Source organism: Streptacidiphilus sp. EB103A (genome assembly GCF_041261405.1).
Taxonomy (GTDB): Bacteria; Actinomycetota; Actinomycetes; order Streptomycetales; family Streptomycetaceae; genus Streptacidiphilus.
Map to the genome: position 1 here is coordinate 1 of NZ_JBGCAQ010000025.1, position 20,151 is coordinate 20,151.

The window sequence follows — 20,151 nt, forward strand, 5'->3', positions numbered from 1 at the left end:
CCGGACATAGCGGGCAGAATCCGTCGGACCAGTGACCCGAACGTATGGGCAGTGACCCCAAAACCACCCCCGGCCCCGGCAGGAACGTTTCTGCAAGCCCCACCCACAACGCGTACCCGGGAACGGCGCCCGGCCCGGACCTGGCTCCCCCGCTGCTGTTGGCCCGCGAGCGGAGCGAGCAGCAGCAACAAGCCACGGGCGTGTCATCCGGCATCGGTGGCGCCATGTAAGTAAGCCACCTACAGCTGCCGCCGGCCCGCAGCGACGCCTCGCCTCCCCCACCCACCGCCCGCCCTGCCCACCCCCGCTCCATGGGAAGGTAAAGTCCCTGTACAGCCGTACCAGTCCCAGTCCCAGTCCCCGTCCCCGTCCCGTACGCCGTTCCCGTCCCCGTACATCGTCCGTTCGTCCCAGGAGGCTCCCGGGTGGAGGTTCAGGAGACGCGAGTCCAGACCGACCGCGTGTTCACCATCCCCAACGTGCTGAGTATGGCGCGGCTCGTCGGTGTGCCGGTGTTTCTGTGGTTGGTGCTCTGGCCGAAGTTCGGGGGGCCGCACAACGACGGGTGGGCGATTCTGATCCTGATGGCGAGCGGGGTGAGCGACTACCTGGACGGGAAGCTCGCTCGGCGGTGGGGGCAGATCAGCCGTCTGGGTCAACTGCTCGATCCGCTCGCGGACCGGTTGTTCGTGCTGTCGACGATCGTCGGGCTGACCTGGCGGGGCATCATGCCTTGGTGGCTGACGGCGCTCCTGCTCGGTCGGGAGGTGTTCATCGCCTCGCTGCTGCCGGTGCTGAGGCGGCACGGGTACGGACCGCCCGGGGTGAATTTCCTGGGGAAGGCGGCTACGTTCAATCTGATGTACGCATTCCCGTTGCTTCTGCTCACTGAGAGGAGTGACTGGCTCGGGAGTGTGGCATTCATCATCGGATGGGCGTTCGTCTGGTGGGGTACGACGCTGTATTGGTGGGCAGGGATCCTGTACGCGGTTCAGACCCGTCGTCTGGTACGGACGGGCACCGCGGTCGACTGACCGCCGGGTGGCCCTTGGGCGCCCGCGCCGGGGTCGGCCGTCGGATGACAGCTCCGCCTAGGCCACAAGGAGGAACCACCCGACATGAAGGCCGTTGTGATGGCCGGAGGCGAGGGCACGCGCCTCCGCCCTATGACCTCGAGCATGCCCAAGCCCCTGCTTCCGGTCGTGAACCGACCGATCATGGAGCATGTGCTCCGTCTGCTGAAGCGACACGGGCTGACCGAGACCGTTGTGACTGTGCAATTCCTTGCTTCGCTCGTCCGGAACTATTTCGGGGACGGCGAAGAGCTCGGTATGACTCTTACCTATGCGAACGAGGAGACCCCGCTCGGGACCGCGGGAAGCGTCAAGAACGCGGAGGACGCGCTCAAGGACGATTCCTTCCTGGTGATCTCGGGTGACGCGCTCACCGACTTCGACCTGACCGAGCTGATGGAGTTCCACCGCTCGAAGGGCGCGCTGGTCACCGTCTGCCTGACCCGGGTCCCCAACCCGCTGGAGTTCGGCATCACCATCGTCGACGACGAGGGCCGGGTCGAGCGCTTCCTGGAGAAGCCGACCTGGGGCCAGGTGTTCTCGGACACGGTGAACACCGGCATCTACGTCATGGAGCCCGAGGTCTTCGACTACGTGGCCGCGGACACCTCCGTCGACTGGTCCGGGGACGTCTTCCCGCAGCTGCTCAAGGAGGGCAAGCCGATCTACGGCTTCGTCGCCGAGGGCTACTGGGAGGACGTCGGCACCCACGACAGTTATATGAAGGCCCAGGCCGACGTGCTCGAGGGCAAGGTCGACGTCGACATCGACGGTTTTGAGATCTCCCCCGGGGTCTGGGTGGCCGAGGGCGCCGAGGTGGATCCCGACGCGGTGCTGCGCGGGCCGCTCTACATCGGCGACTACGCCAAGGTCGAGGGCGGGGTCGAGCTGCGGGAGAACACCGTGCTCGGCAGCAATGTCGTGGTGAAGCGCGGAGCGTTCCTGCACCGGGCGATCGTGCACGACAACGTCTACATCGGGCCGCAGACCAATCTGCGTGGCTGCGTCATCGGCAAGAACACCGATGTGATGCGTGCGGCCCGGATCGACGACGGGGCGGTGATCGGGGACGAGTGCCTGATCGAGGAGGAGTCGATCATCGCGGGCAATGTCCGCGTGTACCCGTTCAAGACCATCGAGGCCGGCGCGGTCGTCAACACCTCGGTGATCTGGGAGTCCCGCGGCCAGGAGCACCTGTTCGGGGTGCGCGGCGTCTCCGGGATCATCAATGTCGAGATCACGCCGGAACTGGCGGTCCGGCTCGCCGGCGCCTATGCCACCACCCTCAAGAAGGGCGCGATGGTCACCATCGCGCGTGACCACTCCCGTGGTGCCCGTGCGCTCAAGCGCGCCATGATCTCGGCGCTGCAGGCCAGTGCCATCGATGTGCGCGACCTGGAGAACGTGCCGATGCCGGTGGCCCGGCAGCAGACGGCCCGAGGCAGTGCCGGCGGCATCATGCTGCGGACCACGCCCGGGGTGCCGGACTCGCTGGACATCCTCTTCTTCGACGAACGCGGTGCGGACCTCTCCCAGGCCGGCCAGCGCAAGCTCGACCGGGTCTACGCCCGGCAGGAGTACCGCCGGGCGTTCCCCGGTGAGATCGGCGACCTGACCTTCCCCGCCAGCGTCTTCGACTCCTACGCGGGAACGCTGCTGCGGGCCGTGGACACCAGCGGGGTGCCGGAGGCCGGGCTGAAGGTGGTCATCGACGCCGCGCACGGCAGCGCGGGCCTGGTCCTGCCCAGCATCCTGGGCCGGCTCGGCATCGAGGCGCTGACCGTCAACCAGGGCATGAACGAGGCCAGGCCGACCGAGACGGCCGAGGAGAGGCGGGCCGGGCTGGTGCGGCTCGGGGAGCTGGTGGCCTCGTCCAAGGCGGCCTTCGGGGTGCGGTTCGACCCGGTGGGCGAGCGGGTGTCCTTCGTGGACGAGCGCGGGCACCTGATCGAGGACGACCGGGCGCTGCTGGTGTTCCTGGACCTGGTGGCGGCCGAGGGCCGGAGCGGCAAGGTGGCGCTGCCGGTGACCACCACCAGGATCGCCGAGCAGGTCGCCGCCTACCACGGCACCCAGGTGCAGTGGACGACCACCTCGCCGGACGCGCTGACCAGCGCTTCCTCCGCGGAGGGCACGATCTTCGGCGGCGACGGCCGCGGCCGCTTCGTCATCCCCGAGTTCAGCGGGATCTTCGACGGCGCCGCAGCCTTCGTCCGGCTGGTCGGGCTGGTCGCCCGGACACAGCTGACGCTGAGCCAGATCGACGCCCGGATCCCCAAGGCGCATGTGCACCGCCGCGACCTGGCGACGCCGTGGTCCGCCAAGGGCATGGTGATGCGCTCGGTGGTGGAGGCGGCCGGGGACCGGCATGTCGACACCACGGACGGGGTCCGGGTGGTGGAGACCGACGGCCGCTGGACCATGGTCGTGCCCGATCCGGCCGAGGCGGTCACCCACCTGTGGGCGGAGGGTCCGGACGACGTCTCCACCCAGGCGCTGCTGGACGAGTGGAGCGCGGTGGTCGAAGCCACCGACCGCGACTGAGCGGACGCCGCGGCACCGGTCGCCCGACCCCTCGCGTGATTGTCACGATCGTGTGCCGGGTTGGCCGGGCGCGGCGCGAGTTGTGTCGGTGACTCCGACGCGACGTGCGACGATGTGGCCCATGTCGACGACAGGGGCGGATGGTGAACGGGCTGCGTATTCCACGGGAAACTGGAGTGCGCGCCCCGACGCGTCCATGTCCCTGCTCACCAATGTCATGGAGCACGCCCTCGACGACGGCTACGCGGATGCGGCCCGCCGCCGGGGCCGCTACGGCACCAGCCGGATGCCCGGGACGCTGCGCGGCAAGCTCGCCCTCGGCGGCGGGCTGCTGCTCGCGGCGCTGGTGCTGACGGTGGGGGCGGTGCAGGTCAGGGCCTCGGCGCCGGTGGCCGCCAAGGAGCGGCAGGAACTGATCGCGCGGGTGGTCACGGCTCAGGCCAACGCCGATCAGGTGCAGCAGGAGATCGACCGGGACCGGGCCCGGCAGAAGCAGCTCCAGCAGCAGGCGAAGTCGAACGGCACCGCCGCCGAGGACACCGCGCGGCTGCAGCTGTTGCAACTGGTCTCCGGCGCGGGCGCGGCCTACGGTCCCGGTATCCGGGTGGTCATGGACGACGCGGTCTCGGCCGGCACCGACGGCGGGAGCAATCCGCGTACGGCGGCCGGGTTCAGCGACACCGGGCGGGTCCGTGACCGGGACGTCCAGTTGGTGGTCAACGCGCTCTGGCAGTCCGGCGCGGAGGGCATCGCCATCAACGGCCAGCGGCTCACCGCCCTCTCGGCGATCCGGGCGGCCGGCGACGCGATACTGGTCGACAACCACCCCTTGGCCCTCCCCTATCAACTGGACGCGGTCGGGGGCGCGGGGCTGGCGGACGGATTCCGGCAGAACGTCGACGGCGGCGTCTACCTGGACCAGCTCAAGGCGGACTACGCCATCAGATTCAGCATCAGCAGTGAGGACCGGGTGGATCTGCCTGCGGCGGCCAGGAGCGGCCTGCAGTACGCGACCCCGTCCGGCAGGGGAGGAGCAACACCGTGATCGCCGTACTGGGCCTCGTCATCGGGGTCGTCGTCGGGCTGGTGGTCCAGCCGGGCATCCCGACGGGGCTGGTGCCGTACCTGCCCATCGCCATCGTGGCCGCGCTGGACGCCGTCTTCGGTGGGATCAGGGCCATGCTGGACGGCATTTTCGACGACAAGGTCTTCGTGGTGTCCTTCCTGTCGAACGTGGTGGTCGCGGCACTGATCGTGTTCCTGGGCGACCAGCTCGGGGTGGGGTCCCAGCTGTCCACCGGCGTGGTGGTGGTGCTCGGCATCCGGATCTTCTCCAATGCCGCGGCGATCAGACGGCATGTGTTCCGGGCTTAGCCCGGTGCTACGGCCGGGTAGGACGGATGGCAGGATGATCGGCGCAGGTCGGAAGCGGCGGGAGTGACAGGTGGGCCAGCACGAGGAAGCGTCGGGGGAGCAGCCCCCAACGCCGCTGCCGCCTGCCCGGGATCAGCAGGCGGAGGGGCCGGGCGACGATTCCGAGCGGTTGACCGGGCGTCAGCGGCTCGCTGCCGCGCTGTGGCCGCCGCGACTGTCCCGGGCCCAGGTCGTGGTCGCCCTGCTGCTGTTCTCGCTGGGGCTGGGCCTGGCCATCCAGGTGCGCTCCACCAATACCGAGTCGCAGCTGCGCGGCGCCCGCCAGGAGGACCTGGTGCGGGTGCTGGACGAGGTGGACGCCAAGCAGCAGCGGCTCCAGGACGACCGCCAGCAGCTGCAGGAGTCGCTGGCCACGCTGCAGAACAGCTCGCAGCAGGCCGCCGAGGCGCAGAAGCAGACCCGCACCAAGGAGCAGCAGCTGGGCGTGCTCGCGGGCACGGTCGCGGCGACCGGGCCGGGTATCGTCCTCACCGTCAACGACCCCGGCGGCAAGGTGCAAGCAGATATGCTGCTCAACACTTTGGAGGAGCTGCGCGCAGCGGGGGCGGAGGCGGTGCAGATCAACGATGTACGCGTGGTCGCCGGCACCTGGTTCTCCGACGCCGATCCTGGCACCGTCGTGACCGGCGGTACCAAGGTCACCCAGCCCTACCGCTTCACCGTCATCGGGAACTCGCACGACCTCGACGTCGCGCTGGGGATCCCCGGTGGTGTGATCCAGTCCGTCGACAAGCTGCAGGGGGCAAAAGCCACCGTCTCCGAGCAGAAGTCGCTGTCGGTGACGGCCTTGATCCCGTTGAGCACCCCTGGCTACGCTCACTCGGCGCAGCCATGAGGTTCCGGCGGGTCGCCCACGGCCCTGTCGACAGCAGTTCTCAACTATCGTCCATGATGGCTTCACCCTGCCCCTCGGGCAGGCTCGTGTCACGCAAGGGGAATCGTCCGTGAGTCTGTTCTCGAAGCTGTTCGGTCGTAAGTCCCCTCAGGGCGCGGTCGAGGCGCCCACCGCACGCCACCGGGCGGTGCCGGGCATGCGCGGCCCCGACGAGGGCGACTCGCTGGCGCCGGTCCAGGAGCGCCCGATGTACCGGGAGGACCAGCGACACGCCGGTTTCGGCGGTGGGGCGGGCATAGCACCGGGAGCGGTACCCTCAACCTCAGCTGGAGGGTTTGGTACCGATCCGTATGCGCAGGCTCAGACAGGCGATCCGCGACAGGAGGCCGCAGGGATGACGGTGTGCACCCGGTGTGGCAACAGCAACCCCGAGGCCAGCCGGTTCTGTTCCAACTGCGGCGCCCCACTGCGAGCCCGGGGTCAGGCGGAGGGACTGTCCGAGCAGACGTCCACCATCTCGATCTCGGGCCTGGAAGCCTATGACCCCGAGGTGACGTCCACGCAGGCCACACCGGTGATCTCGCCCGAGGCGCAGGCCGCCGTGGACGCGCTGCCACCGGGCTCGGCGCTGCTGGTGGTCCGTCGCGGGCCCAACTCGGGCAGCCGGTTCCTGCTGGACACCGAGCTGACGACGGCGGGCCGGCATCCGGAGAGCGACATCTTCCTGGACGACATCACCGTGTCCAGGCGCCATGTCGAGTTCCGCCGCACGCCCACCGGTTTCAGCGTGGCCGACGTCGGCAGCCTGAACGGCACCTACGTCAACCGCGAGCGCATCGACGAGGTGCCGCTGAGCACGGGTGACGAGGTCCAGATCGGCAAGTACCGGGTGGTCTTCTTCGAGAGCCGCCGGGGGTTCTGAGCAGGGGGATGTTCCGCCGGGACCGACTGCGGCCGGGCTCGGCGCACAACGGAGGAGCGATCCTGTGCAGGGCGACAACGGCACGTCCCAGATCGGTACGTCCCAGATCGGTACGTCTCAGACCGGCACGGCCCACGTCGGCGCAGTCGACCTCGGCACGGCCGAGGCCGGCAGGCAGTTGCTGAGCATCGGCGCGGTGCTCGGGGTGCTGCGTGACGAGTTCCCCGAGGTGACCATCTCCAAGATCCGCTTCCTGGAGGCGGAGCGCCTGGTCGAGCCGCAGCGGACGCCCTCGGGCTACCGCAAGTTCAGCCGTGCCGACGTCAGCAGGCTCGCGCAGGTGCTGCGGATGCAGCGGGACCACTACCTGCCGCTGCGGGTGATCAGGGAGCACCTTGACGCCCTGGACGCGGGCGAGGAGCCGCCGGCGCTGCCCGGCGCTGAGCAGCAGTACGCGATCGAGCCGTCGCCCCAGCCGGAGGTGTTCGTCCCCGGCCCCCGGCTGGGGCGGGCGGAGCTGCTGGCGGCGGCCGGCGTCGCCGAGCAGCAGCTGGCCGACTGGGAGTCGTACGGACTGGTGGTGGCGACCCCCGAGGGCGGCTACGACCCCGAGATGCTGCAGGTCGCCCGGTTGGTGGCGGAGCTGGGCCGGTTCGGCCTGGAGCCGCGGCACCTGCGCGCCGTCAAGGCGGCGGCCGACCGGGAGGTCGGGCTGGTCGAACAGGTGGTCGCGCCGCTGCGCAGGCACCGGAACCCGCAGACCCGGGCCCATGCCGCCGCACTGGCCCGCGAGCTCGCGACCCTGTCGGTGCGGCTGCACGCCGCCCTGGTCCAGGCCGGACTGCGGGCCCGCCCCGGAGCCTGAGCGGGCTCCGGGCGGGCTCCGGGCGGGCTCCGGGCGGGCCCCGAGTGGGCCCTGAGCGGGCTCCGAGCACCCCTCCGAAACCAATCAGAACTGGAGTATCGGGGCGGTGCGCCCTAGGGTTGCGAGTGTGAACGAGCTAGACGTCGTGGGTGTCAGGGTGGAGATGCCGTCGAACCAGCCGATCGTGCTGCTGCGCGAGGTCGGGGGCGACCGGTACCTCCCCATCTGGATCGGACCGGGGGAGGCCACGGCCATCGCCTTCGCGCAGCAGGGGATGACCCCGGTGCGCCCGCTCACGCACGACCTCTTCCGCAATGTGCTGGAGGCCGTCGGCCAGCAGCTCACCGAGGTGCGGATCACCGACCTCCGCGAGGGGGTCTTCTACGCCGAACTGGTCTTCGCGAGCGGCGTGGAGGTCAGCGCGCGTCCCTCGGACGCCATAGCGCTGGCGCTGCGCACCGGCGCACCGATCTACGGCAGCGACGGCGTGCTGGACGAGGCGGGGATCGCCATTCCGGACGAGCAGGAGGACGAGGTCGAACGGTTCCGGGAGTTCCTGGACCAGATCTCGCCGGAGGACTTCGGCAGCAGCAGTCAGTAGCGCCGCGCCGGTGCCGCCGGTGGGCAAGGGAACCCCCCTACCCCCGGCCAGGACACGCCAAACCACTCATCGGGGCGACATCACCCGCCGTGCCCAGCGTGGCGATCGTTGACGCACGTCGGCCAACTGCCTACCGTCGGTTGTGGACGTCCGGGGTGCACCACCTTGCCCCTGAGCGGCGGATCCGGAGGACAAGTGGAACGGAGGGCCGTGTGAGCAGCACCGGCGACGGCACGGCCGCAGGTGGTTCCTGCCCCCTCCATCCGACGCGGCATGCCCTGCAGCGGTCGATGCGGGCGGCGCGAAGCGGATGGGAGGCCCTTCCGGCCGTCGTCCCGCAGCAGGGCGGTGCCGGGCCCGACGGTCCGGGCCACGCGGCGGACGGACCCGCGGAAGCGACGGATCCGTTCTCCGAACTGGTCGGCTACCGCGGCCCCACCGCCTGCGCGGCGGCCGGCATCACCTACCGCCAGTTGGACTACTGGGCCAGGACCGGGCTGGTCGAGCCCAGCGTCCGGGCCGCGCAGGGGTCGGGCACCCAGCGGCTCTACGGGTTCCGGGACGTGCTGCTGCTCAAGGTGGTCAAGCGGCTGCTGGACGCCGGGGTCTCGCTGCAGAGCATCCGCGCCGCGGTGGAGCACCTGCGGACCTGCGGGATCGCCGACCTGTCCGGGATCACGCTGATGAGCGACGGGGCCTCGGTCTACCAGTGCACCTCGCCGAACCAGCTGGTGGAGCTGCTCCAGGGCGGCCAGGGCGTCTTCGGCATCGCCCTGGGCGCGGTCTGGCGCGAGCTGGAGGGCTCGCTGGGCCGGCTGCACGGCGAACGCGCCGACACCGGAGAGACGCTGGTCGGCTTCGACCCCGGCGACGAGCTGGCACGACGCCGCAACCGCGCGGGCTGACCACGCGTCCGCAGTGATCAGAGCCCTGGGGAGGGGCTCGGAGAGCTGTGGGGTGGCGGATGGTACGGGGACGGTTGCGCTCGTTGGCGCGGGTGCTGCGGACCCGGCGCGGACAGCGCTGGGCCTTCCGGGTCGTGGCGGCGTCGGCGCTGCTGGCGCTGCTGCCGTCGGCCTGGCTCTACGTCGAGGAGGGGCAGCGGCTGCGTACCGTCGCCGACGCGCCGTCCGAGCCGGTCGCGGTGGTCTTCGGGGCGGGGCTGGACCAGGGCGTGCCCTCGCCCTACCTGGCCCACCGGCTGGACGCCGCGCTGGCCCTCTACCGGGCCGGGAAGGTGCGGGCGGTGCTGGTCACCGGCGACAACGGGCGCACCGAGTACGACGAGCCCGACGCGATGCGGACCTACCTGGTGCAGCACGGGGTCCCGGCCGACCGGGTGGTCCGTGACTACGCGGGCTTCGACACCTGGGACTCCTGCAGCCGGGCCCACCGGATCTTCGGGGTGGACCGGGCCCTCCTGGTCACCCAGGGCTTCCACATCCGCCGCGCGCTGGGGATGTGCCGTGCGGCGGGGATCGACGCCTACGGGATCGCGGTGGACGAGCGGCGGGACGCTACCTGGTACTACGGCGGGTTCCGCGAGTTGCCCGCGGCGGGGGAGGCCGTGCTGGACGCGGTGCTTCAGCCAGACCCTTCGCTGCTCGGACCGAAGGTGAGCACGTTGGCTCGGTGGCGCTGAGTTTTCGGGTGCGGACCGCAGGTGGCTTGTCGCGCAGTTCCCCGCGCCCCTGGGGTGCTGCACTTTCTCGCAGTGGGTCAGTTGCAGCCACCAGGGGCGCGGGGAACTGCGCGAACAACCAGGCACACGCCGCAGCCAAGAGCCCACGGAACCCCGCGTTGTCAGTGCTGTCGGCGACGATGGGAGCATGCGGTCCGTGCCGACGATCCTGCACCTCGACATGGACGCCTTCTTCGCGGCGGTGGAGCAGGCGTCCAAGCCGAGCCTGCGCGGGAAGCCGGTGGTGGTCGGCGGCCTCGGGGGGCGGGGGGTCGTCGCCACCGCCTCCTACGAGGCGCGGGTGTTCGGGGTGCACTCGGCGATGCCGATGGCGCAGGCACGGCGGCGGGCGCCCAACGCCGCGTACCTCATCCCCAGGTTCGAGCTCTACCGCCAGGTCAGCGATCTGGTGATGGGCCTGCTGCGGGAGCTGTCCCCGCTGGTGGAGCCGCTGAGCCTGGACGAGGCCTTCGTCGACCTGGAGGCCGGTCCCTACGGCGAGCTGCTGCGCGAGGGGTCGGTGGCCGAGGGCGTGGAACTGGTCCGGGCGCTGGGGGAGGACCTGCGCGCGGACATCCTGGCGGCGGTCGGCCTGACCGCCTCGGTCGGGCTCTCCGGCACCAAGTTCCTGGCGAAGATCGCCTCCGAGCAGGCCAAGCCGGACGGACTGGTGCTGATCGAGCCGGGCCATGAGCGGGAGGTGCTCGACCCACTGCCGGTGCGGGCGCTGCCGGGGGTCGGGCCGGCGACGGCGGAGACGCTGCGCAGGCTCGGGCTGATCCAGGTCTCCCAGGTCGCGGCCACGCCCGAGGACGAACTGGTGCGGCTGCTGGGCCGGGCGCACGGGGCCGGCGTGTACGCGCTGGCGCAGGGGCGGGACGAGCGCGCGGTGGTGGCCGAGCGGGACGCCAAGTCGGTGTCGGTGGAGGACACCTTCGAGGTGGACCTCGGCGACCGGGAGCTGATCCGCGCGGAGCTGGACCGGCTGGCCGACCGCTGCGTCCGGCGGTTGCGTGCGGCGGCGCGGTCCGGGCGGACCGTGGTGATCAAGGTTCGGCGGTTCGACTTCACCACGCTGACCCGCTCCGAGACGCTGCCGGCGCCCACCGACGATCCGCTGGTGATCTCCGCGATCGCCCGACGGTTGCTGGAGGCGGTCGAACTCACCGGGGGAGTAAGGCTGTTGGGCGTCGGAGTGACCGGGCTCGCCGACTTCACCCAGGAGGACCTGTTCGCCCAGGCGGAGCGGGAGGCCGCAGGGGCGGCGGACAGCACGGACGAGGACTCGGGTTCGGAGGCGGCAGGCGAGGGGGAGGCCGCCTACGGCGGACCTGACGGGCCCCGGGTATTCCACCCGGGTTCACGTGGCGGTGTCGGCACGCTGCTCACCGTGCGGCGCTGGATGCCGGGTCAGGATGTCCGGCACGCCGAACTCGGCCACGGCTGGGTCCAGGGCAGCGGGGTGGGCCGGGTGACGGTGCGTTTCGAGACGCCCTGGAGCGAGCGGGGGCCGGTTCGCACGTTCGCGGTCGACGACCCGGAACTGGAGCGGGCCGACCCGCTGCCACTGGTGCGCGGGTCGGCCCTCACCGGGGAGAATGTCGTGGAGATCGCCGGGGACTGAGCGGGTGTCAGGCGCCGATGGCGTGGCCCGGGAGATCCGGACGGCCGGGCGGAGGCGTGGACGGAGCCGCGGTCGGGGCCTGGCCCGATGACAGCTGGTCGGCGGGCTGGCCGGTGCCCGGCACCGGGGTCGGGCCGGCCGGCCGGGTGCTGTCCTGCACCTGGATGTGCTCCCGGTGCAGCTCGTCCCGGACGATCTCCTCCTCGGTGAACCGCTCGGTCACCAGCCGGATCCGCTCGACCGGGACGACCGCCTTGCGGACCACGACCCGCTGCTCGTGGAGGGTGACCTCCTCGGTGCTCTCGGTGATCTCCTGCTCCGTCAGCTGGGCGCGCTCCTCGGCGCCGACCGGGACCCGCTCGACCCTGATCCGCTCGCGGATCACCGGGACCCGGCGCTCCACCTGCTCGGCCGTGACGTACTTGCGCAGCCGGGCCTTGCCGAGGACGCGCCACTCCGTGGAGATGTCCAGCCGCTCCTCGCGGCAGACGAACTCGATCGGCTCGGGGACCCCCGCCTGGGCGGCCTGCGTCGCGGCCGTCGCGGTGCCCGGCAGCGGATCGGTGAGCGGGTCCGTGTGGTCGCTCTTCGTCAGTGACGGGGCCGGCTCGGCCGGTGCTGACGTCCGTGCCGCGGTGGTCGGCGGGACGGAGGCGGTCTGGGCCGGCGGCGGCGCCATGAACGCGGCGGTGCGGCTGGTGCCGGCGGTGGGGGTGGAGCCGGTCGCCGTCGTGGTGGCCGTGGTGGCCGCGGCGGCGGTGGTGGTCACCACCGGCATGGCCTGCGTGGCGGCGGGTCCGGCGGGCGGTACGACCGGAGCGGCCGGAGCGGTGGGGGGCGCGGCCGGAGTGGCGGGGGTGGCGGCGGACGAGGCCGCGTCCTTCGCGCTGCCGCTGCCCGAGCCGTTGCCGCCGCTCGGGACCTCCAAGCCGTAGTAGCGGTAGAGCTGGAGCTCCTGCTCCGGCGAGAGGTGCTGGCCCACGCCGAAGTCCGGGGAGTCCTTCACCTGGGACTTGTCGTAGGGGATCCGCAGTTCGTCGCTGACGAACTCGCTGGTGGCCAGCGGCACGAAGGCGTCCCGGCCGAACAGCCCGGTACGGACCGCGGCCCACTCCGGCTTGCCCGTCGCGTCGTCGAGGTACACCTCGTCCACGGTGCCGATCTTGTCGCCGTTGCGGTCAACGGCCTTGTGGCCGATCAGGTCCCTGGGGTCGATCTCGGTCTGCACGGGCGCGTCCACTCCTCGCGGCGGAAAAGATCACAATGCGGTCAACTCATACGAAAAGGCATAAAGATCGATTTGTCGAATGGCCACGGCGATTGCGGGTGTGTCACTGCTCCATTCGATGCACCCGGGGGTCACGCTGGTACTCTGACGGCGACCGGTCGAGTGCGCGCGGGAGAGACCGTGCACCGCTGCGGCGCCGAAGGAGCAACTCCTCCCCGGAAACTCTCAGGCATCCGTACCGCGCGCGCGAGGTCACTCTGGAAAGCGGGGCCCGTCCGTGAGGGTCCACACCGACGGTGAAAACCGGCCGACACCGGCCGGTGAAGCTCTCAGGTTCCATGACAGAGGGGGAGGTCGTCCCGGCACGCCCACCGTGCCAACCGGGTCCGACCAGGAGGCTCCCCCGCCATGACGTCCCCCTTCCACGAGCGGCCCTTCGAGCAGCGCCATATCGGTCCCGACGCCGACGCGCAGGCCAAGATGCTGGCCCAGGTCGGTTACAGCAGCCTGGACGAGCTCACCGTCGCCGCCGTCCCCGCGGCGATCCGCAGCCTGGAGGCGCTGGACCTGCCCGACGCCCGCTCCGAGGCCGAGGTGCTGGCCGAGCTGCGGGCGCTGGCCGGACGCAACCAGGTGCTGCGCCCCATGATCGGCCTGGGTTACCACGGCACCTTCACCCCGCCGGTGATCCTGCGCAACGTCCTGGAGAACCCCTCCTGGTACACCGCCTACACCCCCTACCAGCCGGAGATCTCCCAGGGCCGGCTGGAGGCACTGATCAACTTCCAGACCGTGGTGTCCGACCTCACCGGGCTGCCAACCTCGGGCGCCTCGCTGCTGGACGAGAGCACCGCCGCCGCCGAGGCTGTTGCGCTGGCCCGCCGGGTCGGGAAGGTCAAGGGCGGCGTCTTCGTCATCGACGCGGACACCCTGCCGCAGACGATCGCGGTGATCCGGACCCGCTGCGAGCCCACCGGTGTCGAGACCGTGGTCGCCGACCTCTCCGCCGGCATCCCGGCGGAGATCGCCGAGCGCGGCGTCTTCGGCGTGCTGCTGCAGTACCCGGGCGCCTCCGGGGCCGTGCGCGACCTGGCGCCCGTGATCGAGCAGGCCCACGGGCTGGGCGCGGTCGTCGCCGTCGCCGCCGACCTGCTGGCGCTGACCCTGCTCACGTCGCCCGGCTCGGCGGGCTCCGACATCGCCATCGGCACCACCCAGCGCTTCGGTGTCCCGATGGGCTTCGGCGGTCCGCACGCGGGCTACATGTCGGTGCGCGCCGAGTACGCCCGCAGCCTGCCCGGACGCCTGGTCGGCGTCTCCGTCGACGCCGACGGCAACCGCGCCTACCGGCTGGCGCTGCAGACCCGCGAGCAGCACATCCGCCGCGAGAAGGCCACCAGCAACATCTGCACCGCGCAGGTGCTGCTCGCCGTGATGGCGTCGATGTACGCGGTCTACCACGGCCCGGACGGGCTGAAAGAGATCGCGCTGCGCACCCACCGCTACGCCGCGGCCCTGGCCCAGGGGCTGAGGCAGGGCGGGGTGGAGATCCTGCACGGCGCGTTCTTCGACACCGTCACCGCCCGAGTGCCCGGCCGGGCCGACCAGGTCGTCGACTCGGCCCGACTGGCCGGAGTCAACGTGCGCCAGGTCGACGCCGACACCGTCGGCATCAGCTGCGATGAAACCACCACGGTCGCTGATCTGGTCGCGGTCTGGCGGGCCTTCGGCGTCTCGGCGACGGCGGGTGACCTGGAGGCGTTGAACACGGCAGCGGGCGACGTGCTGCCGGATTCGCTGCTGCGCTCCGACGACTACCTGACCCACCCGGTCTTCCACGGCCACCGCTCCGAGACCGGCATGCTGCGCTACCTGCGCAAGCTCGCCGACAAGGACTACGCGCTGGACCGGGGCATGATCCCACTGGGCTCCTGCACCATGAAGCTCAACGCCACCACCGAGATGGAGGCGATCACCTGGCCGGAGTTCGCCGACGTCCACCCCTTCGCGCCCGAGCAGCAGGCCGCTGGATACCTGACGCTGATCCACGAGCTGGAGGACCGGCTCGCCGAGCTCACCGGCTACGACAAGGTCAGCCTGCAGCCCAACGCCGGATCGCAGGGCGAACTGGCCGGGCTGCTCGCGGTCCGGGCCTACCACCGGGCCAACGGCGACACCGGCCGTGACGTCTGCCTGATCCCGTCCTCCGCGCACGGCACCAACGCCGCCAGCGCGGTGATGGCCGGGATGCGGGTGGTGGTCGTGAAGACCCTGGTCGACGGGGACGTGGACATCGAGGACCTGAACGCCAAGATCGAGCAGCACCGGGACCGGCTCGCGGTGCTGATGGTCACCTACCCGTCCACCCACGGCGTGTTCGAGGAGAACATCACCGACATCTGCGCCGCCGTGCACGACGCCGGCGGGCAGGTGTACGTCGACGGCGCCAACCTCAACGCCATGGTCGGCCTGGCCAAGCCGGGACGGTTCGGCGGCGACGTCTCGCACCTGAACCTGCACAAGACCTTCTGCATCCCGCACGGCGGCGGCGGCCCCGGCGTCGGCCCGGTCGCGGTGCGCTCGCACCTGGCGCCGTACCTGCCGAACCACCCGCTGCAGCCCTCGGCGGGGCCGGAGACCGGCGTGGGACCGATCTCGGCGGCACCCTGGGGCTCGGCGGCGATCCTGCCGATCTCCTGGTCGTACGTCCGGCTGATGGGCGGCGAGGGTCTGAAGCGGGCCACCCAGGTCGCGGTGCTGAGCGCCAACTACATCGCCAAGCGGCTCGCGCCGTACTACCCGGTGCTCTACACCGGCCCGGCCGGGCTGGTCGCCCACGAGTGCATCATCGACCTGCGGCCGCTGGCCAAGGCCGCGGGCGTGAGCGTGGACGACGTCGCCAAGCGACTGATCGACTACGGCTTCCACGCCCCGACGATGTCGTTCCCGGTGGCCGGGACGCTGATGATCGAGCCCACCGAGAGCGAGGACCTGGACGAGATCGACCGCTTCTGCGAGGCGATGATCGCGATTCGCGGGGAGATCGACAGGGTCGGCGCGGGCGAGTGGCCCGCCGGCGACAACCCGCTGGCCAACGCCCCGCACACGGCCGCGGTGCTGGCCGCGGGGGAGTGGGAGCACCCGTACACCCGTCAGGAGGCGGTCTTCCCGGGCGGGTTGAACCCGGCGGAGAAGTACTGGCCGCCGGTGCGGAGGATCGACGGGGCGTTCGGCGATCGCAATCTGGTCTGTTCCTGCCCGCCCCTTGAGGACTACGAGGGATAGAGCAGACCTAAGGGGCGCGAGGAACTGCGCGACCAGCCGTGCACCGAGGTGCACCCGCTGGCGAACAGCTCCCCGCGCCCCTTTCTGCGTTCTATGCTGCGGCGAGAGTGCGGTGGGGGGCGATCACCCGACCATCAGGGAGGATCTCGCCGGTGTCCTCGAAGAGGAGGACCCCGTTGCACAGCAGGCTCCACCCCTGCTCGGGGTAGCTGGCCACGACGACGGCGGCCTCGCGGTCGGTGGAGTCGGCCGACGGGCAGTCAGGACGGTGCTGGCACATAGCTCGTACCCTCGATTCGCAGTTGCTTGTCACCGCGCGGTCCGCCTCAAGAGGTGTGAACCGCCTGCTTCCCGGGTAGAAGCTGAAGCCGCCCGCGCTGGTTCCCAGTGTCGACGGACGAGGACAGTCTCGCAGCCATTTGGTGACATGCGTCACCGGACTCGGGTACGGACCACCCTTTCGGACGTCGGGGCACACCGAAGTGACCATGCTGGGCATGGTCACTTCGGGTGAGACAGCAGTGACGCCGGTACTCAGGTGGTCACGGTGAGCAACTTTCCGCCGCCGAGGGAGAGCAGCGAGAGCAGTTCGTCCGCGTCGTGCGGCAGGTGCGCGGTGATCCCCAGGGGGGCGGGGGCCAGCGGGATCAGTACGTCGGCGCTCTGCGCCCGGTCGAGTACCGGGTGCAGCCAGAGCGCCGTCATGTAGTGGCCGGGCACGGAGAGCAACCGGGGCAGGAACACGGTCTGTGACGCAGCTGTGTGCTTCCTGGCCTGTCTCAGGGCGCGCAGGGTGGCCAGCGGGTAGGGGCCGCCGGCGAAGTGCGAGAAGCCGTGCCCCGCCTCGGTGGAACGGGTCTCGGCCGCCGCGACCACCTCGTCGCCGTCCATGACCAGGAACCGCCAGCCGGTGCGCCTGGTCTCGGCCAGGGCGGCGCTGCTCGCCGTGGCGGCCGTCGCGGTCGCCGGATCGAGGAGGTGGACCGGGAGCGCGTGGGAGGCCACCGGCACGCCGCCGCGGCGGCGTCCGGCGGTGGTGTGCAGCGCGCGGACCGCGGTCGGGGAGTCGAGGGCGGCGCGGACGGCTCGCAGGGCGGCGGCGGGAGGCTGGGGCATCGTCAGTGGCATGAGGGATCGCCTCTCAAGGCAGAGACAGGCGGAGCGGAGACGTACAGCGAAGCCTTCGGTGCGAGGGGAGGGCACCGGGCTCCGGGGGAGCTCAGACGCTGATGCGGTTGATCGATCGGGTGCTCGATGCGGACGAGCGGTCGGACGAGTTTGCGGTCAGAGGCATTCGCACTCACCCGTGGGGGCGAGTCTATACGAACGGATGCGCGCCGTGACTCTTCTACTACCCACCGTATGGGGCCGCAAGGCAGGTTTGAGGACGTTCGTATACACAACGTGAGGTTGGCACATGCCCCGTCAGCGGGCTATCGATCTCCAGGCTGGGCATGATGCCTGCGCCGACGCCGACCGAGGAGGACATCGCGTATGGGGGAGAAGGTCGCCGCCGCAGGCTCCGATCTGGCGGACCGCCAGCTCTACCGCAGGAAGCTCCGACAGTGCCTGGAGGCACTGGAACTGATGCTGGGTGAGCGGCGCTTCGACCGTCCCAGAGCGGTGATGGGCCTGGAGATCGAGCTCAACCTCGCGGACGAGTCCGGGCATCCGGCGATGCTGAACGAGCAGGTGCTGGCGGCCATCGCCAGCGGCGACTTCCAGACCGAGCTGGGCCGGTTCAACATCGAGGTCAACATCGCCCCGCACCGGCTCGGCGGCCGGGTGCTGGAGACCCTCCGGGAGGAGATCGACACCGGGCTGCGCTACGCCGACCGGAAGGCTGCGGAGGTGGGCGCGCGGATCGTCACCGTGGGCATCCTGCCCACCCTGACCAGCGACCACGCGGTGCTGGACAACATGTCCAGGGGCGACCGCTACCAGCTGCTCAACGACCGCATCCTGGCCGCCAGGGGCGAGGACATCGCCCTGGACATCGACGGGGTGGAGCGGATGCGGGTGGACTCGATCTCGATCGTGGCCGAAGCCGCCTGTACCTCGCTGCAGCTGCACCTCCAGGTCACCCCGGACCGCTTCGCCGCGGTCTGGAACGCCGCCCAGGCCCTGGCCGGACCCCAGGTCGCGCTGGGCGCGAACTCGCCGTTCCTGTTCGAGCGGGAGCTCTGGCGGGAGACCCGGCCGATCCTCTTCGAACAAGCCTGCGACACCCGTCCGGCGGAGCTCAAGGTCCAGGGCGTACGGCCGATCACCTGGTTCGGCGAGCGCTGGATCGACTCGCCGATGGACCTGTTCGAGGAGAACCTGCGCTACTTCCCCTCGCTGCTGCCCATCTGCGACGACGAGGACCCGTTGAAGGTGCTGGCGGCCGGCGGCATCCCGGGGCTGCGCGAGCTGAGACTGCACAACGGCACCATCTACCGCTGGAACCGCCCCGTCTACGACGTCGCCGACGGAGTACCTCATCTGCGGGTGGAGAACCGGGCCCTCCCGGCCGGACCGACCGTGGTGGACACCCTCGCCAATGCGGCCTTCTACTACGGACTCGTACGTGCTCTGGCGGACCAGCCGCGGCCGGTCTGGAACCGGCTGCCCTTCGCGCTGGCCGCGGAGAACTTCCACCAGGCGGCCAGACACGGCCTGGACGCCTCGCTGTGGTGGCCGCGCGGAGGGCGCTTCGGGGCGCGCGGGCCGGCCGTGCGGGCCGGGGGCGGGGTCTCCAGGGTGCCGGTGCGGGACCTGGTCCGCGACGAGCTGCTGCCGCTGGCCAGGCAGGGGCTGGACGCCTGGGGCCTGGAACCGGTCGACCGGGACCGCTACCTGGGGATCGTCGAGGACCGCTGCCGGACCGGGATGAACGGAGCTGCGTGGCAGAGCGCCGTCTTCCACGACCTGCGCGACCAGGGCGGGCTCGACCGCCGGTCCGCGCTGGAGCGGATGACGGTGCGCTACATGGAGCTGATGCGGCTGGGCGAGCCGGTGCACACCTGGCCGGTGCGCTGACGGCGGCAGGCCCAGGCTGCTGTGCGATGATCGTCCGATCCGACCGTCCAGCCTGCCAGCGCCCGCGTGGGAGACGACACCTCGTGACCACTCCGTTTCGCCTCGTAGAGCGTGCCCGCATGAGGATCACCGGCTGGGGGTCGCGCGGGAGTACGGGGGGGCGCCCCCCGGGAGGTTGGAGTACCACTGACACCCTTCCCGCGCCGGTCCTACTGACTCGCCGGCTGATCGGTGTGGAACTGCTCATCGTGCTCGGCCTGTCGCTGGGCGCCAGCGGGGTCAGCGCGCTGATCAGCTTCATCGGGTCGCTGACCGCGCCGGCCGCGCTGAACACCCAGACCGCGACCCTCAACGGCTCGCTCGCGCCGGGTCGGCCCTGGCTGGACCTCAGCTGGCAGCTGTTCGACATCGTCACCCCGCTGGTGCCCGTGGTGCTGGTCGGCTACCTGCTGCTGCGTGAGGGCGCGTCACTCCGCAACCTCGGCTTCGACCTCACCCGGCCCGGCTGGGACTTCGGCCGCGGTGTGCTGATCGCCGCCGGCATCGGCGGTTCGGGACTGCTGCTCTACCTGGGCGCGCACGCGGCCGGCTTCAACCTCACCGTGGTGCCCAGCTCGCTGCCGGACGTCTGGTGGCGGATCCCGGTGCTCATCCTCTCCGCCGCGCAGAACGCGGTGGTGGAGGAGGTGATCGTGGTCGGATACATGATCCGCAGGCTGTCCATGCTGGGCTGGTCCTGGCCCGCGATCGTCGCCGCGAGCGCGCTGCTGCGCGGGTCGTACCACCTGTACCAGGGGGTGGGCGGCTTCCTCGGGAACGTGGTGATGGGCGTGATCTTCTGCCTGCTCTACCAGCGCTGGCGGCGGGTCGCGCCGCTGGCGATCGCGCACACGCTGATCGACACGGTGGCGTTTGTCGGGTACGTGCTGCTGGCCGGGCATGTGAGCTGGCTGCCGACCTGACCGGGTGCCGCGGTACGTGTTCGGCACCTGTTCGCTGAGGGCTCAGCACGGTCCCGGGCCGAGCTCTTGGCCAGGC

Annotated in this window: 17 protein-coding genes and 1 riboswitch; of the genes, 14 read left to right on the top strand and 3 right to left on the bottom strand. The window is 71.0% G+C overall.

Annotated elements, in window-relative coordinates:
• The first annotated feature begins 425 nt into the window (after nucleotides 1-425).
• The 11 genes from ABH941_RS33700 to ABH941_RS33750 all read left to right on the top strand — a co-directional run bounded on the left by ABH941_RS33700 (nucleotide 426) and on the right by ABH941_RS33750 (nucleotide 11,579).
• A complete protein-coding gene (locus tag ABH941_RS33700; RefSeq protein ID WP_370133444.1) occupies nucleotides 426-1,034 on the top strand; it encodes a CDP-alcohol phosphatidyltransferase family protein in 609 nt (202 codons plus the stop codon).
• 84 nt (nucleotides 1,035-1,118) lie between these two features.
• Nucleotides 1,119-3,617, top strand: coding sequence for a sugar phosphate nucleotidyltransferase (locus tag ABH941_RS33705; protein ID WP_370133445.1), 2,499 nt, complete (start codon nucleotides 1,119-1,121; stop codon nucleotides 3,615-3,617).
• A 196-nt stretch (nucleotides 3,618-3,813) separates the two neighbouring features.
• On the top strand, nucleotides 3,814-4,662 hold the full coding sequence (locus ABH941_RS33710; RefSeq protein WP_370133446.1) for a DUF881 domain-containing protein: 849 nt from the start codon (nucleotides 3,814-3,816) through the stop codon (nucleotides 4,660-4,662).
• Nucleotides 4,659-4,991, top strand: coding sequence for a small basic family protein (locus tag ABH941_RS33715; protein WP_134009260.1), 333 nt, complete (start codon nucleotides 4,659-4,661; stop codon nucleotides 4,989-4,991). Before ABH941_RS33710 ends, ABH941_RS33715 begins: the two co-directional genes overlap by 4 nt.
• A 70-nt stretch (nucleotides 4,992-5,061) precedes the next feature.
• Nucleotides 5,062-5,886 (top strand): DUF881 domain-containing protein, encoded by an 825-nt coding sequence (locus tag ABH941_RS33720; protein WP_370133448.1) that lies wholly within the window; start codon nucleotides 5,062-5,064, stop codon nucleotides 5,884-5,886.
• A 394-nt stretch (nucleotides 5,887-6,280) separates the two neighbouring features.
• Nucleotides 6,281-6,808 (top strand): FHA domain-containing protein, encoded by a 528-nt coding sequence (locus ABH941_RS33725; RefSeq protein WP_370133450.1) that lies wholly within the window; start codon nucleotides 6,281-6,283, stop codon nucleotides 6,806-6,808.
• A gap of 106 nt (nucleotides 6,809-6,914) precedes the next feature.
• Complete coding sequence (locus ABH941_RS33730) at nucleotides 6,915-7,673, top strand: MerR family transcriptional regulator (protein ID WP_370133687.1); 759 nt, start codon at nucleotides 6,915-6,917, stop codon at nucleotides 7,671-7,673.
• A 127-nt stretch (nucleotides 7,674-7,800) separates the two neighbouring features.
• Nucleotides 7,801-8,274 (top strand): bifunctional nuclease family protein, encoded by a 474-nt coding sequence (locus ABH941_RS33735; protein ID WP_030266489.1) that lies wholly within the window; start codon nucleotides 7,801-7,803, stop codon nucleotides 8,272-8,274.
• A 212-nt stretch (nucleotides 8,275-8,486) separates the two neighbouring features.
• On the top strand, nucleotides 8,487-9,179 hold the full coding sequence (locus tag ABH941_RS33740) for a MerR family transcriptional regulator (RefSeq protein WP_370133451.1): 693 nt from the start codon (nucleotides 8,487-8,489) through the stop codon (nucleotides 9,177-9,179).
• Between the two features lie 59 nt (nucleotides 9,180-9,238).
• Nucleotides 9,239-9,916, top strand: a complete 678-nt coding sequence (locus ABH941_RS33745; RefSeq protein ID WP_370133453.1) for a vancomycin high temperature exclusion protein — start codon at nucleotides 9,239-9,241, stop codon at nucleotides 9,914-9,916.
• A gap of 187 nt (nucleotides 9,917-10,103) precedes the next feature.
• Entirely contained in the window at nucleotides 10,104-11,579 is a 1,476-nt protein-coding gene (locus ABH941_RS33750; RefSeq protein WP_370133455.1) for a DNA polymerase IV, read from the top strand.
• 7 nt (nucleotides 11,580-11,586) lie between these two features.
• Here ABH941_RS33750 and ABH941_RS33755 read toward each other — a convergent pair whose 3' ends face one another.
• Nucleotides 11,587-12,807, bottom strand: coding sequence for a PRC and DUF2382 domain-containing protein (locus ABH941_RS33755; protein WP_370133456.1), 1,221 nt, complete (start codon nucleotides 12,805-12,807; stop codon nucleotides 11,587-11,589).
• Between the two features lie 159 nt (nucleotides 12,808-12,966).
• A riboswitch (glycine riboswitch) is annotated at nucleotides 12,967-13,058 on the top strand.
• Nucleotides 13,059-13,215: 157 nt separating this feature from the next.
• Here ABH941_RS33755 and gcvP point away from each other — a divergent pair.
• Nucleotides 13,216-16,092, top strand: coding sequence for an aminomethyl-transferring glycine dehydrogenase (gene gcvP, locus ABH941_RS33760; protein ID WP_370133458.1), 2,877 nt, complete (start codon nucleotides 13,216-13,218; stop codon nucleotides 16,090-16,092).
• A 91-nt stretch (nucleotides 16,093-16,183) separates the two neighbouring features.
• On the opposite strand, the gene ABH941_RS33765 is transcribed toward gcvP, so the two are convergent.
• Together ABH941_RS33765 and ABH941_RS33770 are read right to left on the bottom strand one after the other, a co-directional pair.
• Nucleotides 16,184-16,372: a DUF5999 family protein gene (locus ABH941_RS33765; protein WP_370133459.1), complete on the bottom strand. Its 189-nt coding sequence runs from the start codon at nucleotides 16,370-16,372 to the stop codon at nucleotides 16,184-16,186.
• 254 nt (nucleotides 16,373-16,626) lie between these two features.
• On the bottom strand, nucleotides 16,627-17,208 hold the full coding sequence (locus tag ABH941_RS33770) for a hypothetical protein (protein ID WP_370133460.1): 582 nt from the start codon (nucleotides 17,206-17,208) through the stop codon (nucleotides 16,627-16,629).
• 378 nt (nucleotides 17,209-17,586) lie between these two features.
• Between ABH941_RS33770 and ABH941_RS33775 the strand changes: the two genes are divergently transcribed.
• Together ABH941_RS33775 and ABH941_RS33780 are read left to right on the top strand one after the other, a co-directional pair.
• Nucleotides 17,587-19,113, top strand: coding sequence for a glutamate--cysteine ligase (locus ABH941_RS33775; RefSeq protein ID WP_370133462.1), 1,527 nt, complete (start codon nucleotides 17,587-17,589; stop codon nucleotides 19,111-19,113).
• Nucleotides 19,114-19,346: 233 nt separating this feature from the next.
• Nucleotides 19,347-20,075, top strand: coding sequence for a CPBP family intramembrane glutamic endopeptidase (locus ABH941_RS33780; RefSeq protein ID WP_370133464.1), 729 nt, complete (start codon nucleotides 19,347-19,349; stop codon nucleotides 20,073-20,075).
• Nucleotides 20,076-20,151: the final 76 nt, after the last annotated feature.